The following is a 15955-nucleotide window of genomic DNA, read 5'->3' on the forward strand; positions in this document are numbered from 1 at the left end:
GAGTCACACTAGTTGACCCACGAATGGTGAGGGGGCGCTAATGCGTCGAGGACTCGCAATAGCAGCGGTTGGAGTGGGGTTCGCCAGCGCCGGGTTCATGGGTACTCCGGCGGCGCAAGCCGACGATCCTCCCTACCACATCCTGAGTGCCCAGGATCTGTGCAACCTCGTCTATCCCAGTTCAGAGGCCATGCCAGACCCGTCCAAACAGCCGCCGGCGGTCGGACTCATCTGTGTGCGGCAAGGAGGGGCACTGCTCCGCCTGGCCCGTGACATGCCGGCCATTTTCTCCAATACTTTCACTCTGGAACCCGGCAAGGCTCCAGAATTGCCGAAGGGTTCGGTGCGCGTCAACCCGAATGATCCGCTCAGCGACTGGATCATTCCGGACTGCAATATCCCCGACCGCATCGACTGCAATCCGAACGCACCCGGGCACCGCTAAATAGCGTCGCGTATGTTCGGTCGGGCGACATCTGAAAGGTGCCACCCGAGCGAATCGGTACCCGCACCATGCCGGATCAACCGTGCGGCAACGCCTGTCCACAATCGTCGATCCAACAATGTGAGCATGGCAATAGTTACCTTGGTTCGGCTAATGCGGAACCAAGGTAACTATTGCAAAGTTGCAGAATTCCTAGTGGGCCGTGTCCGGGCAGTAAATACCCTGGGCGAGCTGGGCGAACTGCGCATCCTGTAATGACGTGGCGTTGGCACGGTCGGTCTGAGCCGTGAAAAGCAGCGCCTCGGCCTCGGTGTGGCCCTGGTTCAGGTACAGACACATCGCCGTCGCTCGCCCGACCGCCAAGTACGGGTTGACATAGGGGATTCCGGCCTTGTCGAGCTGCTGGATGAACGTGGAATCAGCGGTGGAGTCGGCGTGTGCCGGCGCCGCGCCCGCTCCCGCGCCTGCCACGATGGCCCCGACAGCCAACCCGGCAGCAGCCAGCATTGAGAACTTAACCATGATCTGTCCATTCACGAGGGGTACTTACTCGAATCGTACGCCGCTGATACCGGTAGGGGTACTCGAAATTTGAACGAAACCGCATTCAGAACCCGAACACGCCGTGAGTAGTCAGCGCCGCAATGAATCGCTTGATCTATATATCGCTTCGGCCCCGGAATTTATTCCGGTTCGTTCGGCCTAAAGCGGCCCGGCCGGCAACCGCCGCTGCCGAAGTGGCGTCGGGAAGCCGCTATTTGATGCCCGGCATGCGGCGCAGCATCCGCAACCCACCGCTCATGAGGCGTGCGTAGTGGTCGGCGCGCATCCAGGACGGCACGCCGACCGGAAGCCCGCGTTCGATGGCGATGGTTTGCGGTTCGGTGTATTTCAGGATTCCCTGCGCGCCGTGACGACGACCCAGCCCGGAAGCCTTCATGCCACCCATTGGCGCATCGATAGACGCCCACGCGGCGGCATAGCCCTCGTTGACGTTGACCGTCCCGGCCTGCAACCGGGTGGCCACGGCCCGGCCGCGCTTGGGGTCGGACGTCCACACGCTGAAGTTCAGCCCGTACAGACTGTTGTTCGCCTGCTCCACGGCCTCCTGTTCGCTGTGCACTCGATACAGCGAGACAACCGGGCCGAAGGTTTCGTCGGCGAATGCCGCCATGCCCTCTCGCACGCCGGTAAGAATGGTCGGCTCGTAGAAATAGGGGCCGATGTCGGGACGCGGCCTGCCGCCGGCGAGCACGGTCGCGCCGCGGTTCACCGCGTCCTCGACGTGATGGGTGACGGTGTCGAGCTGTGTCTGACTGATCAACGAACCCACGTCAGCCGAATAGTCAAGCGCGGCGGACAGTTTGATTGCCGTGGTGGCGGCCACAAAACGTTCGGTGAACTCGTCCCACAAGGTGTCGGGCACGTAGATGCGTTCCACCGAGATACACAACTGGCCCGCGTTGGAGAATGCCGCCCGCACCGCACCGACGGCAGCCTTGGCAACATCGGCGTCGTCGAGAACCAGCAACGCGTTCTTGCCGCCCAGTTCCATAGAACAGTCGATCAGCCGCTTGCCCGCCTGGGCCGCTACCGTGCGGCCGGTGTCGGTGGAACCGGTGAACATCACGTAGTCGGACTGCTCGATGATCGGTGTGCCCAGCTCCGAGCCCGATCCCGGGACGCTCTGCACCAGCCCGTGCGGCATCCCCGCCTCTTCGAGCAGCCGCACCGCCCACAGGGCAGCGAACGGTGTCTGATTGTCCGGCTTGGCCAATACGGCATTACCGGCGACGATCGCCGGCAGCGCATCACTGATACCCAAAGTCAGCGGATAGTTCCACGGCGAGATGATCCCGACCACGCCCTTGGGCAGCCGGTGTTCCCACACCTCGGTCAGGGCCAGTAGCACTCCCTGGCGGCGCTGCGGGCGCAGATACTTCTCGGCGGTGTGGGCGTAGTAGCGGGCGGTCAGGCATACGTCGGCGACCTCCTCGAAGGCATGGGCGCGGGCCTTGCCGCTCTCCAGCTGAATGATGTCGAGGATCTCCTCCTGGCGCCGCAGCACCAGGTCGTGAAAGCGCAGCATGACCGCGGTTCGCTCGGCCAGCGGGCGCTGCGCCCAGGCACGCTGCACTGCGCGGGCGCGCCCGGCGGCGGCGACGACGTCATCGGGAGTGCACTGCGGTATAACGCCGAGCCGCCGGCCCGTCATCGCGTTGGTGACGTCGCGGCTACCGGATCCTGACGGCTCACCCGTCGCGGCATCGACCCCCCGGGACAGCGCCTCCAGCAGCGGCGTGACTTTCGATGTCTTCGGCTCGGAAATCGCGGTCATATGGTCACTCCTTGCGGCGTCGGGCTTCATAAGTCGACTACCCGAGAAGTGGTCACGGAACACGCGCTCACGAGCCGCAACTGCGATACCTTCACGCACAGCACGTCGGCGCTGTGCACGCCGCGCCCGCGGAAGAAGGAGAGCGACGGTGCGCACACCGGGCCAGATGTCACAAACGAAGCGGCGGCGGCTCTGGCCGCACGGTGTGTTGGCGGTGATGTTGCTGATGACACTTTCGGGCTGCGACCTCAAGGACGTCCAACCCAAGAGCTGGGCACGGCAACTCGACCAGCTCATTCCGGCCGGGATGGCTGCGGCGTCAGTACCGGGCGCTCTGATCGGCGTCTGGAAACCCGGTGAGGCCCCCTACGTGCGGGCCTTCGGACTGAGCGACACCAGCACCGGCGCGCCGATGGCCACCGACATGTACATGCGTATCGGCAGCGTCACCAAGACCTTCACGACTACCGCCATTCTGCAGCTGGTGGACCAGCGCAAGATCGGCCTCGACGATCCGATCGCCAAGTATGTGCCGGGCGTCCCTAACGGCGACATGATCACGCTGCGCCTGCTGGGTCAGATGCGCTCAGGGCTCTTTGACTACTCAACAGAAACCGCGCCGCCTAAGCCGGGCCAAGAGGGACGCCAACGCACACCGGAGGAGCTGATCCAGATCGCTGCCAGCCACCCGCCGATCTTTCCGCCCGGGGCGCAATTCGACTACAACAACACCAACACGGTGTTGCTCGGCATGGTGGTCCAGAAGGCTTCCGGCCAGTCGCTGACCGACTTCATCGGTGACCACATCACGCGACCACTCAACATGGCGCACACCGTGTTGCCGGTCGGCGCCGAAATTCCCTCGCCACACGCGCACGGCTACACCAAGCGTCCGGACGGCCAAATCCAAGATGCCACCGACTTCAACCCGTCATGGGGGTGGGCGGCGGGGGCCATGGTCTCGACGCTCGACGACCTGCGCATCTGGGCGCGCAATCTCGCGGAAGGCACGTTGGTGTCGAAAGCCGCACAGACCCAACGGCTCGAGTTTCTCGTCGCCCCGTCGGAAGGAACCGGCGCGCTCTACGGGTTTGGAGTCGAAAACCAAAACGCATGGATAGGCCACAACGGGAACATCACCGGCTACCAGTCATACGTCTACTACTTGCCCGCCGAGGAAACGACACTGCTCATGCTTGTCAACTCGAATGTCGAGGTTCTCGGGGTGTGGAACTTCTTCACCAAGATCGCCAACGTCGTCAGCCCCGCCCATACCTGGCCGGCCCCACCCGCATAGCAGGTCGGCTTCGGCGGCGGTCCGCGGCGGCCGGTGAGCACTTGAAGCGCGCTCACCAGCCGCAACTGCGATACCTTCACGCACAGCACGTCGGCGCTGTGCACGCCGCGCCCGCGGAAGAAGGAGAGCCTCCGTGGAAAAGTTCACCCCCGCCATCAATTGGGGCCATGAGCCGGTTGCGTCGTCGCAGTGGATTCTGCAGGCCTGGGCGGTCAGCGCCACATGTTTGCTGATCGTCGCGGTGCTGGTCGTCCGGTTCACCCGGTGGGGCAGTCAGTTTTGGCGCGTCACCGGCGCGTACTACATCGGACGGCAGAGCATCCCGGTATGGGGCCTGTTCGCCGCGCTGCTGCTGTCGGTCATCGTCTCGGTGCGGCTCACGGTGTTGTTCACCTACTACAGCAACGACCTGTACTCCGCGCTTCAGGCCGCCTTTCAGGGCGCCGCCGCCGGCAACACCGCCGTGCGTGATTCAGGCATCCACGGCTTCTGGGTCGCCATCTGGACCTTCTGCGTCATCGCCACCTTGCAGGTGCTCCTGGTGATGACGGATCTGTATGTCACGCAACGGTTTTTGATTCGCTGGCGGGTGTGGCTCACCGACCGGCTGACCGCGGACTGGCTCAACGGGCGCGCCTACTACCGGGGCCGGTTCCTCGACACCACGATCGACAACCCCGACCAGCGCATCCAGCAGGACATCGACATCTTCACCGCAGGAGTCGGTGGCGCCACCAACAGCCCGTCGGTCGGAACGACGGCCACGCTGCTCTTCGGCGCGGTACGCTCCGTCGTCTCGGTGGTGTCGTTCGCCACGATCTTGTGGCGATTGTCGGGAACGTTGACGGTCGTCGGTATCGGCATCCCGAAGGCGCTGTTCTGGGTGTTGTTTGCCTACGTCTTGCTGGCCACGGTGATTGCCTTCTGGATCGGGCACCCGCTCATCCGGTTCAGCTTCCGCAACGAACTGTTCAACGCCGCCTTCCGGTATGCGCTGGTGCGGTTACGCGACGCCGCCGAGGCGATCGGCTTCTATCGCGGCGAGCGAGTCGAGCGTGGCCTGCTCGGGACCCGCTTCGCCGATACGATCGCCAACTATCGCCGCTACGTGCGCCGCACGATCGGCTTCCTCGGCTGGAATGTCACGATGAGCCAGACCATCAATCCGCTGCCGTTCATGGTGCAAGCGCCGCGACTGTTCGCGGGCAGCATCAAGTTCGGCGACGTAATCCAATCCGCCGGCGCCTTCGGCCAGATCGAGGAGTCGCTGTCGTTCTTCCGCAACGCCTATGACCGATTCGCCAGCTATCGGGCCGCGATCATGCGTCTCAGCGGACTGGCTGAAGCCAATGCCAAGGCGCGCAAGCTGCCCGAGCTGTGCACCGTCGCCAGTGACGATGTCGCGATAGAGCTCGACGACATCGAGGTCCGCTCACCGGCCGGCACGCAGTTGATCGAGCCGCTCACTGTGCGGCTCGTGCCGGGCGACGCCCTGGTCATCACCGGCAAATCCGGTTGCGGCAAAACGTCGCTGCTGCGCACGCTGGCCGGGCTATGGCCGTATGCCTCGGGCACGCTGCGCTATCCGGCCGGCCGCCACGGTGTCATGTTCGTCCCGCAACTGCCCTATCTTCCGCTGGGCAACCTGCGTGCCGGCGTGAGCTACCCGGCGGAGGAGGGCGAGATCGACGACCTCACCCTGCGGCACGCCCTGGCCAGAGTCACCCTGCCTAACCTGGTCAGTCGGCTCGACGATGTAGAGGAATGGGCCAAGGTGCTTTCGCCCGGCGAGCAGCAACGCATCGCTTTCGCCCGCGTCCTGGTGACCAGACCCAAGGCGGTGTTCCTCGACGAAGCCACCTCGGCTCTCGACGAGGGACTGGAGTTCGCTCTGTATGACCTGCTGAGAAAGGAACTGCCGGACTGCATCGTGGTCAGTGCCAGCCACCGCAGCACCGTCGAACCGCACCATCACCAGGAACTGGAATTGCTGGGCAACGGCCCGTGGCGGCTCAGCCGCATCGGCGAATCCGTCGCATCGGTCTGAATCGGCCGGCTGGCGCGATTTCTCCGTTGCGGGCTTTTCGAATCACGGTAGCTTCTCGACATAGCGTCGCCACGACGCCATGGCACAGGAGCTCACCATGGATACCTTCACGCCGTCGATCGACTGGAGCAACGAGGTTGCCGGGTCGTTGTGGTGGCTTCTCCAAGCCTGGACGGTCAGCGGCGCAGGCCTGTTGGCCGTCGGGACGCTCATCGCGCACTACACCACATGGGGCCGCCAGTTCTGGACGGTGACCGGGGGATACTTCAAGGGCCACGACAGCATTCCGGTGTGGGCGCGGCTGGGATTGCTGCTGATGCTGGTGATGGTCGCGGTACGGATCAACATTCTGCTGAGCTACTACAGCAACGACTTGTACTCTGCGCTCCAGGTGGCGTTCGAGGGCGCGGCCAGCGGCGACGTGCGAGCCCGCAACTCCGGCATCCACGGCTTCTGGGTGGCTATCGCGACCTTCGCCGTGCTTGCGGTCATCTACGTTGCGCGCGCAGTCGTCGACCAATATCTGATGCAGGAGTTCATCATCAGGTGGCGGGTCTGGCTCACCCACCGCGTGATGGGCGACTGGCTGGGCGACCGCGCTTACTATCGCGGACAGTTCATCGATCACCCGATCGACAATCCCGACCAGCGCATCCAGCAAGACATCGACGCGTTCACCGCGTGCTCGGGCGGCATGGCGAACATCCCTTCCAACGGAACCGCCAAGACGCTGTTGTTCGGCGCGGTGCAGGCGGTGGTGTCGGTGGTGTCGTTCGCCGCGATTTTGTGGAACCTGTCGTTCCCGATCACCGTCGTAGGTCTGCGGATCCCCCGCGCGCTGTTCTGGATCGTCATCGCCTACGTCACGTTCGCCACCGTGGTGGCCTTCTGGATCGGGCGTCCCCTGATCCGGCTGAGCTTCCGCAACGAAAAGCTCAACGCGGTGTTCCGCTATGCCCTGGTGCGGCTGCGCGACGCCGGCGAGGCGGTCGGTTTCTACCGCGGGGAGCGAGCCGAAAGTGTGGAATTGAACGGACGATTCGCCGGGGTCATTACGAACTATCGCCGCTATCTGCGGCGCAGTGTGGGTTTCACGGGGTTCAACGTGGCGGTGAGCCAGGCGATCGGCCTGCTGCCATTCCTAATCCAGGCGCCGCATTTGTTTGCCGGGTCGTTCAAACTCGGTTACGTCATGCAATCCACGCAGGCATTCGGCACGGTTCATGATTCGCTGTCGTTTTTCCGCAACGCCTATGACCTGTTCGCCAGCTACCGCGCCTCGATCCTGCGAGTGCACGGGCTGGTCGAGTCCAACGCCCAGACCCGCGCCTTGCCGAAACTGCGAACCAGGTCCAGCGCCGACGGCTCGGTCGAATTGGACGAGGTCGAAGTGCGCACGCCGGACGGCCTGCAATTGGTCGCGCCGCTCAGCATGAAACTGGCTCCCGGCGACTCCATGGTGATCGTCGGCCGGTCGGGTTCAGGCAAAACCACACTGCTGCGCAGCCTCGCCCAGTTGTGGCCGTTCACATCCGGGACGTTGCGACGCCCGAGCCAGGACAACGCGACGATGTTCTTGAGCCAGTTGCCGTATGTGCCCCTGGGCAATCTGCGTGCCGTGGTTTCATACCCGGCCGCCGAGGGCGACATTGCCGACCGCCGACTTCGCGACGTGTTGGCCAAAGTGGCGCTGGCTCACCTGCGCGACCGGCTGGACCAGGTGCAGGACTGGGCCAAGGTGCTCTCACCCGGCGAGCAGCAGCGGATCGCCTTCGCGCGCATCCTGCTCACCAGACCCAGTGCGGTGTTCCTCGACGAAGCAACCTCGGCGCTGGACCCGGGGCTCGAATACTCGCTGTATCAATTGCTGCGCACCGAGTTACCGCAGACCGTGGTGGTATCGGTCAGCCACCGCAACACCGTCGAGCCACATCACGAACAGCAGTTGGCGCTGCTGGGCGGCGGCGCCTGGCGGGTGGGCAAGGTCGGCGACCGTGGCAGCATGACTCTATAACCGCGGTCCGCTACCGTCACCGTTTGCTGTACAGGGATTCGATCTCGGCGGCGAATCGTTGCGCCACCACGTTGCGTTTGACCTTCAACGTCGGGGTCAACTCGCCGGTCAGCACGGTGAAGTCGACCGGCAGAATGCGGAACCGCCGGATCGATTCGGCTTGAGAAACGACCTGATTGGCTTGCTTGACCGCCTGGTCGATCTCGGCGGACAGGTCGGGGTCGTCGATCAGATCGGCTACCGATGCCGTCGCCTCTTTACCGTGGTGCTGTTTCCACACGTCGAACCCTTCCGGGTCGATCGCTATCAGCGCAGCCACATACGGCCTGTTGTCTCCAACCACCATGGCCTGGCTGATCAGCGGGTGCGCGCGCAACTGGTCTTCGAGGACGGCCGGGGCGACGTTCTTGCCGCCGGCGGTCACGATGATCTCCTTCTTGCGGCCGACGATCGACAAGAAACCGTCGTTGTCGACCGATCCGAGGTCGCCGGTGTGGAACCACCCGTTGACGATCGCCTCGGCGGTGGCATTCTCGTTATGCCAATAGCCGGTGAACACCACGCCGCCGCGCACCAGCACCTCGCCGTCATTGGCGATCGCCATGCTGTTGCCGGGCAACAGCTTTCCCACCGTGCCGACCCGCTCTTCGCCGATCCGGTTCACGGTGATCGCGGCACTGGTCTCGGTGAGACCGTACCCCTCGTAGATGGTCACCCCGATGCCACGGTAGAAGTGGCACAGCCGTTTGCCCAACGGCGCGCCACCCGAGACCGCGGCATGGCAGTTGCCGCCCAACGCCGCACGCAACTTGCCGTGCACCAGCCGGTCGAACAACGCGTGCCTGGCCCGCAACAGCAGCCCCGGACCGCCGGTGTCCAGCGCCGTGCTCCACTCGATCGCGGTGCGGGCCGCGGCGTCGAAGATCTTGCCCCTGCCGGCGTCCTGGGCCTTCAACTCGGCTGTGTTGTAGACCTTTTCGAACACCCGGGGCACCGACACCACCACTGTCGGCTGGAACACGGCCAGCGTGGCCACCAAGTTCTTGATGTCGCTGGTGTAACCGATCGTGACCTTGTTGGCGAATGCCGACATCGACAAGGAACGCGCCAGCACATGCGCCAGCGGCAGGAAGACGAGCAGCCGTTCATCCTTGCGCAACAGCGTCGGAAAGCACGACGCCGCACCGCGCGACTCGTACAGCAGGTTGGAGTGAGTCAACTGGCAGCCTTTCGGGCGGCCCGTCGTGCCCGAGGTATAAATCAGCGTGGCCGGGTCGGCCGCGCGCAACGACGCGAGCCGTTCGTCGAGCTGGCCGATATCTGCCGACCCGGCGGCCTCGGCCAGTTGCTCCAGGGCCGTCGGGCCGCTCGTCTCGAGCTGCAAGACCTTGCGGAGGTTCGGCAGCTCGTCACTGAGCTCCTTGATCACCTGAGCATGGGCGTCGGTCTCGGCGATAACCAGCACGGCTCCGGAATCCTCGAGCACCCAGCGCACTTGCTCGGCCGAGGAGGTGTCGTAGATGGGGACGGTGACCGCTCCCACCGAAAGGATCGCGTAGTCCAGTATCACCCACTCGTAGCGGGTGGCCGACAAGATCGCGACCCGATCGCCGGCGTTCACGTTCTCGGCGATCAAACCCAATGCCGTGGTCCGGATCTGCTGGGCGGCCTGAGCACAGGTCACGTCGGTCCACACCCCATTGACCAGACGCTGGAAGATCACATGATCCGGGTCGTCGCGCTCGTGTGCGTACACACTGGCGGCGATGTGGTCGTTGTCGGCGACGGTGAAATCGGCAGCAACATTGAATTCACGCATGATCTAAGGTCCCTTGCAGCTGGTCGCGATCGGATCGACTTCTCCGGTTACGGTCGCCGGATGGGCCGGCGTCCACCGCCGTTGACGGTCTTGCCGGTGAACACCCAACCACCTCCTGGCCTCTGCCGACTGCCGCCGGCAAGTCCGGTGCGAAGCATTATCACCGACGCTAGCCGTCTGCGCAGTTGCTTCCAAGTGGTGTCGATCAGCGCCACGGGTTGTGGGGTGCTTGACATCGAGGCGCCGGCCACTGAGGGTCAACGGCATGTCCGTGGTGCGCGGGACCGGGCTGTCCAACTACCCGAAACTGGTTGCCGAATTGGGCGGTGACCCGGCCGGCCTGCTGCGGGCGGCGGGCATCCGGGACCGAGACGTCGGCAACTATGACGCGTTCATACCGTTCCGCGCGGCGATACGGGCCATGGAGTCGGCCGCCGAAGCTACGGCCACACCGGATTTCGGGCGCCGGCTGGCCCGTCGGCAGAGCATTGAAATTCTGGGGCCGGTGGGCGTGGCCGCTCGGACCGCCGCGACCGTGTCCGACGCCTTGGCGATCTTCAACACCTTCATGACGGCCTACAGCCCCGTTATCCGCATCCAGATCACCTCGCTGGCCGATGTGCAGCGGTCGTTCGTCGGAATCGAGTTTCTTCTCGATGAGCCGATTCCCTGTCCGCAGACAATGGAACTGGCACTGGGCGTCTCGCTCGGTGTTTTCCGCCTGCTGATGGGCGCCGACTACGCTCCGCTGGCGGTACACCTACCCCATGACCCGCTGACGGCGCCGGCCGACTACGCGCAGTACTTCGGATGCACGCCGCACTTCGCGCAGCGCAGCAGCGGATTCGGCGTTCGCACCGCCGACCTGAGCCGGCCGCTGAACCGTGACGACATTGCCCACCGCGCGGTGGTCGACTACCTGAGCAGCATCACTCCGTTGGGCGCCGGGATCGTCGAATCGGTGCGCGCCATCGTCCGCCAGCTGCTGCCCACCGGGGCGGCGGCTCTGGATGTCGTGGCCGAACAATTTCACCTGCATCCGAAAACGCTGCAGCGCAGGCTTGCCGAAGAAGGGACCACTTTCGCCGTGCTGGTCGATCAAGTTCGCAGGGACACCGCCGACCGTTACCTGCGCACGACCGGTATCAGCCTGACGCACCTGACCCGGGAATTGGGCTATGCCGAGCAGAGCGTATTGACGCGCTCGTGCAAGCGCTGGTTCGGAAGCGGGCCGGCGGCTTACCGAAGCCGGACGCGCTTTCCGGCATTCGTCCGGACTTGAGCGGCACCCGCACCGGTCGTTTGACGTCGACGGGATACGTTGCGGTGGGCCAACTCAAGCGGCGGAGTACGTCGGCGGCCAGGCAGGTGTGCCCGTCAAGTCGCTGCGTCGATAAGGGATGCAACGCCGCCAGTGCCGTGTAGTGGTTGCCGTGCTGCGGAGTCAAGCCGGTCGGCGGCGAGGCGCTTCCGGGCTTGGCCGCGGCGCGAAAGGCGCACGCGGCAGCCAAGGTGCGCCCGCCGCCATTACCGGCGATCTCCAGGGCCGTCCAGGTCCGATGCCTCGCGATTGCGCATCGCGGCCAGCACACCGGTCAGCCGCTCGTCGACGTTGATCCGGTATGCCGCAATGTAATCGGCGCGGGCACAATGCTTTTCACGGATCACCACGCGCCAGGTGTCGCGCGCCAGGTGTCACGCGCTGATCGAACGACCAACAGCGACCCTATCGACGCCGAGGCTGCGGCACGAATCATCCTGGCAGGCAACGACAGGTCCCGATAGTCGGTCCACCAGGTTTTGGAGCCGGGTTGTGGTTTAGAGCCGGGTTGTGATTGAGGCGATTTCAGTTGATCTCGCAGGCCACCGAGTGGTGCTTGTGCCCGCATTGGGCCGCGCGCCTACACCGCGGCGGCGACCGGGTCGACATCTCCGGCTTGCATATCGCCACCGTCGTGCGACTGCGTTATGACCCCCATAGCCAGGCCTACGTCGACCGCCGCATCTCCGAGAGCCTGTCCATGCCCGAAATCATCCGCTGCCAGAAGCGCTAGCTCGCCCGCGAACTCTTCCATGTCCTAGTGGTCGACTACGCCCAACTTGACGTCTATAGGAGCTTCAGTAGCTATCGTCCTCCGAGTCACTTGATGAATTGAACGGTGGAGTCCTCGGGAAGATGTAAACGATACTACTTCCCGCGCCATCGGGTTGCCAAGGAATATCTTCTGACGACTCTGAAGTTTCCTTTACAGGAGGATCCTTTGGGCTTTCCTGCGTTGGCGGATATTTTATGGTTCTAGGAAAATGCGCCTGCATCTCCCACTCTAGGATTTCCTGCTTATACAACGAAGAAATTGGATCGAGAAATTCCATTTCGACATCATTCGGAGACAGAATTTCATTTCTAATGGGAGGTTGAGCGAACGGGTTCACCAGATCGTTAGCGTCATATTCGCCCAATTCCCGCCAATCGAGTATTGAAGAATATTTGACAGCTGATTCGGTTTCGCTGATGAACGGATTCTTGAAATCTTCACTGCCAAGGTCGACCAAGGGTGTTTCTGAGCTTACGGGTGAAATATTTCCACCGTCTCCAGCAATAAGAAGCACGGGAGGCGTACTTTCGTTGTTGAGGCTGGCGGTGGTGGCGTTGTCGTTGTTGATGCTGGTGTTTTCGTTATTGGAGCTGCCGCTAGTGGAGTCGCCGCTCGTGCAAGTGTCGAGCTTGAATCCGTCGTGGGCAGCCAAGTTGATGGCCAGTCTGCCGACGCTGACGGTGGCGCTGCCGTTAGCCGCGGTGGCGGTGGCGCCACCAGCGACTCCACCGGTCAGTGCCAGCACCGCCAGCGCAACAGCAGCACCGCCTTTACGGCGCTGCGCCGTGACCGTTGGCCCCAGAGGATGAGTCACTCGAGGCTCCGCAGCGCCGATGTTGCGTCTTGGCATTGTGTCTTGATGCGGTCGAAGCAAGGGCAAGGAACCACTGCACCTCTTAATCGATAGTTAAAAGCTAGATCGAAGCAACGTACGAATCGCCGCAATGTCGAGATCAACGCGGTGAGAGAACAACAAGTGAACATGCTGCCACAGGGACAATGGCGAACACAACCTCACCAGATTGCCAACGTGGCGGACCCTTCCGACGCCTTTGATTCCACCCAAACCCAACGCTTCAGCGTTCGGCGGAGCCGCACCGCACTTATTCATCACAACGCACCTCTGGCGGTGATCAGCTACTCGAGGAGTCATCTGGATAGACATTGATTTCCGCCGAACCAGCCTACTCGGCGGGCAAGCAGCCTTACTGTAGCTATACAATAATCGGGCCTTTGCACAAATAGCAGTTGCATATGGAACGATAATCTTAAATTCTTAAAGGCTGCGGCGTATGCCGCCATCACCCTTCCGCCGATCGCCGGCGCCGACACCCGCTCATCCGCAGGTCCTGACCTCCGGCAACAACTCAGCAAGCTCACCGATCAGCCTGATCAGTTGCCCTCGGGACTGGGATCAAATTCCACGAGTTGTATATCTCCTGGAGGATAATTTCTAATAACAGGGCCACTGAAAGGGTTTAGAACTGGGGGATCAGGTAAGGGTACGTCTATACCATAGATTCCATTTCCATCATCGGCTAAAGCCGACCCAATTCCATCGTCGAACATGGTCGCTCGGTAGTCCCGAAGAAGCTGTTGGTTATCGCTATTTAAGTCATCGTGGTAGAGTTGCCAGCTGCTTTTAGTCAGCACCAAATCATTGGGTGTCAATTCGTACTCGAAAGCGCCATTGTAGCCGAGATCGTAATACACATCATTTGTCGTTGCTTGCTGATTAGAAAAGGCGTCATACTCCCGTTGGGAGATTGGACTTGTGTCCCCTATTGCGTGGAGCGGTCTAGATTCGAGGATTATGGTAGCTTCTTCCCCCGGGGGTGGCTCGTAGGAGACCGAGAAAGGGATTTCTAGATCCTCCGCGTAAAGGTTGACCATCGGAGTGTTTTCGTTGTTGGTGCTGCTGGTGTTGCCGCTGACGGTTTCGTTGTCGGCGCCGGTGGTGCTACTGCTCGTGATGTTGTCGTTCGCGCAGGTGTCGAGTTTGAATCCGTCCTGGGCGGTCAAGGTGATGGCCAGTCTGCCGACGCTTACGGTGGGGCTGCTATTAGCCCTCATCACAGCGGTGGTGCCGGTGACAGCGCCGGCCAGTGCTAGCGTCCCCAGCGCAACAGCAGCACCGCGTGTGCGGCGCCGCGTCGTGGCGGTCGGCCCTGCGGCGTGAACCGACCGGGGTTTGGCAGCCCCACGGTTGCGCGTTGCCAGTGGGTCGCGCGGCAATCGAGGCATCAATATAAATACCCTTTCTATCGATCTTATCGATAGGTGAAAGCCAGTTCGAGCAAAGTATTTAACACGGCGATTTCGAGATCACCGCATTAAGATCAGCCCGACAAAGGCAAGAAACTGTAATTTCGGGGTCCCGCCGACATATTTGAATCCCAGCTGGCCGAGGCCGGTGACGTGTTGTTTCGCTTAGCCGCACAGCGCTCATCCATCACTCCAGACATGTGATCATGACCAAACTCCTCGAGCCATCACCCAGAAAACCGACCATCGCCCAACACGTCTACCCGGCGGGGAACAAGCCGACTCTAGGAGAAAACGGACCCTTTGACCAATAAATATGGCTGATGAGTCGATAGTCGGTGGTTATCGACTCATAGCGGGCTGACAGGTCCCCGATTGTCGGTCCGCCAGGTCTGTACCCCGTTCATATGTCCACCGTCATGAGAGTTGGGCAGAGTGATCACCAGGAGGTCACATGCCCCGTCAATATTCGTCGTCGGTGCGCCGGCAAATCGTTGCTCGGCTTCGATCGGGTGAACCGGTGGCCGCCGTGGCGGTCGAAACCGGCGTCTGTCAGGCCACGCCATTCCGGTGGAACGCCAGGCGCTGATTGATGCCGGAGTGATCGAGGGCATGTTAGCCGGTCGAGAGCGGCGTTCCGGGCGGGATGTTGCAAAGCCCGACCTGCCCGGCGCAAAAAGCTTGCAGCGCTCAGGAAATCAGCTCAGGCCGGTTGGCCATGCGCAGCACAGCGGAGGCCCGCCGGCCGCGACGAAACAGGTGCGTAGCTCGGCGATCAGCCGCTCGTCGACGTTGATCTGGTATACCGCAATGTAATCGGCGGGGGCATAAGGCTTTTCGCGGACCACTGCGCGCCAGGTGCCGCGGTCTGATCGGGCGACCAACGAGGGAACGTCGTCGGGACCGGCAATGCCTGCCGTCCAGCCCATCTCGCACAGTCGGGCGGCAAGACGGCGCGCCGCAATCCGAGTGACCTCCTGCAACGGGATGCATGAGTTGCGGGCCTGTAGCGCCACCGGGTTATCGGTGGCCGACAGCGTCAGCGCGATCCACGTCTCGCTACCACCAGATGCTGTGTGGCGGTCGGTAATCCGGATCTTATCCGCAAGAATGCCGTAACGGTTCAGATACTGGGCGATCAGCGGCACGGGAAGTGCGACGCCCCGGCGTCCAGCCGTCGTACCCGAAGTAGCGCGGTGGCTTTGATATCCACCGCTCCGCGCCGGCATCCCGGCTGTCGGCAGCGACGGGTGATGGCCAGCCGCCGGCGCAGGATCTGGGTCAGGTGAAGCCCACGCCACCAACCACATATGACGATGACAACGGCCGCGTTGGGGCTGCCGCGACCCCGAGGACCCACTGGTCACGAGGCGATCGCCAAGGGTAGGCCATCAGCGCCGGCACTACAGCCGACGATGCCAGGGTGAAGCGCCTGGCACTCGGCCAGACGACCGTCGATCGCACCCTAAACATCGCCGCTGCCACCAGAACGGATCACCACCGAGCAGTCAGGCGCCCCACTTGGCGGCCTCGGCGGTGTCGCGGGCCAGCATCGCCATCGTGTTGGATTCGTGGGTAGCCGCCATCGACTGATAGGACCGCATCAGGTCCGCCATGGCCTGGTTCCACTGGGT

Annotated in this window: 13 protein-coding genes and 1 pseudogene; 6 read left to right on the plus strand and 8 right to left on the minus strand. The window is 62.8% G+C overall.

Annotated features, from left to right (window positions below; translation table 11 throughout):
• The first annotated feature begins 40 nt into the window (after nt 1-40).
• Nucleotides 41-445: a hypothetical protein gene (locus tag EET13_RS27505; protein WP_136623271.1), complete on the plus strand. Its 405-nt coding sequence runs from the start codon at nt 41-43 to the stop codon at nt 443-445.
• 192 nt (nt 446-637) lie between these two features.
• Here the strand turns inward: EET13_RS27505 and EET13_RS27510 are convergent, their stop codons facing one another.
• Together EET13_RS27510 and EET13_RS27515 are read right to left on the minus strand one after the other, a co-directional pair.
• The gene (locus EET13_RS27510) at nt 638-967 is read right to left on the minus strand and encodes a DUF732 domain-containing protein (RefSeq protein ID WP_136623272.1); all 330 of its coding nucleotides are present in this window, start codon (nt 965-967) and stop codon (nt 638-640) included.
• Between the two features lie 232 nt (nt 968-1199).
• Nucleotides 1200-2783 carry a succinic semialdehyde dehydrogenase gene (locus tag EET13_RS27515; RefSeq protein WP_211189151.1) on the minus strand — a complete coding sequence of 528 codons (1584 nt, stop codon included), beginning with the start codon at nt 2781-2783 and terminating at the stop codon, nt 1200-1202.
• Between the two features lie 166 nt (nt 2784-2949).
• Between EET13_RS27515 and EET13_RS27520 the strand changes: the two genes are divergently transcribed.
• The 3 genes from EET13_RS27520 (at nt 2950) to EET13_RS27530 (ending at nt 8141) form a co-directional block, all read left to right on the plus strand.
• Nucleotides 2950-4080, plus strand: a complete 1131-nt coding sequence (locus EET13_RS27520; protein WP_122445206.1) for a serine hydrolase domain-containing protein — start codon at nt 2950-2952, stop codon at nt 4078-4080.
• 133 nt (nt 4081-4213) lie between these two features.
• Nucleotides 4214-6127: an ABC transporter ATP-binding protein/permease gene (locus tag EET13_RS27525; RefSeq protein WP_122445207.1), complete on the plus strand. Its 1914-nt coding sequence runs from the start codon at nt 4214-4216 to the stop codon at nt 6125-6127.
• 97 nt (nt 6128-6224) lie between these two features.
• Nucleotides 6225-8141 (plus strand): ABC transporter ATP-binding protein/permease, encoded by a 1917-nt coding sequence (locus EET13_RS27530; RefSeq protein WP_122445229.1) that lies wholly within the window; start codon nt 6225-6227, stop codon nt 8139-8141.
• Between the two features lie 16 nt (nt 8142-8157).
• Here the strand turns inward: EET13_RS27530 and EET13_RS27535 are convergent, their stop codons facing one another.
• Nucleotides 8158-9960: an AMP-dependent synthetase/ligase gene (locus EET13_RS27535; RefSeq protein ID WP_122445208.1), complete on the minus strand. Its 1803-nt coding sequence runs from the start codon at nt 9958-9960 to the stop codon at nt 8158-8160.
• Between the two features lie 265 nt (nt 9961-10225).
• Here EET13_RS27535 and EET13_RS27545 point away from each other — a divergent pair, with 265 nt between their 5' ends.
• Entirely contained in the window at nt 10226-11242 is a 1017-nt protein-coding gene (locus tag EET13_RS27545; protein WP_122445210.1) for an AraC family transcriptional regulator, read from the plus strand.
• Nucleotides 11243-11487: 245 nt separating this feature from the next.
• Here EET13_RS27545 and EET13_RS30685 read toward each other — a convergent pair whose 3' ends face one another.
• A complete protein-coding gene (locus EET13_RS30685) occupies nt 11488-11631 on the minus strand; it encodes a hypothetical protein (RefSeq protein WP_168990911.1) in 144 nt (47 codons plus the stop codon).
• A gap of 179 nt (nt 11632-11810) precedes the next feature.
• Here EET13_RS30685 and EET13_RS27550 point away from each other — a divergent pair, with 179 nt between their 5' ends.
• Nucleotides 11811-12014, plus strand: coding sequence for a hypothetical protein (locus EET13_RS27550; RefSeq protein ID WP_244604146.1), 204 nt, complete (start codon nt 11811-11813; stop codon nt 12012-12014).
• A gap of 64 nt (nt 12015-12078) precedes the next feature.
• On the opposite strand, the gene EET13_RS29990 is transcribed toward EET13_RS27550, so the two are convergent.
• The 4 genes and pseudogenes from EET13_RS29990 to EET13_RS27575 all read right to left on the minus strand — a co-directional run.
• On the minus strand, nt 12079-12870 hold the full coding sequence (locus tag EET13_RS29990; RefSeq protein WP_136623273.1) for a hypothetical protein: 792 nt from the start codon (nt 12868-12870) through the stop codon (nt 12079-12081).
• A gap of 578 nt (nt 12871-13448) precedes the next feature.
• Complete coding sequence (locus EET13_RS29995) at nt 13449-14078, minus strand: hypothetical protein (RefSeq protein WP_136623274.1); 630 nt, start codon at nt 14076-14078, stop codon at nt 13449-13451.
• A 941-nt stretch (nt 14079-15019) separates the two neighbouring features.
• Nucleotides 15020-15469: a type VII secretion protein EccE gene (locus EET13_RS27570; protein WP_168990912.1), complete on the minus strand. Its 450-nt coding sequence runs from the start codon at nt 15467-15469 to the stop codon at nt 15020-15022.
• 360 nt (nt 15470-15829) lie between these two features.
• Nucleotides 15830-15955, minus strand: a pseudogene (locus EET13_RS27575) (WXG100 family type VII secretion target); the annotation flags it as partial.

The sequence above is a fragment of the Mycobacterium attenuatum genome (genome assembly GCF_900566085.1).
Lineage (GTDB): Bacteria > Actinomycetota > Actinomycetes > Mycobacteriales > Mycobacteriaceae > Mycobacterium > Mycobacterium attenuatum.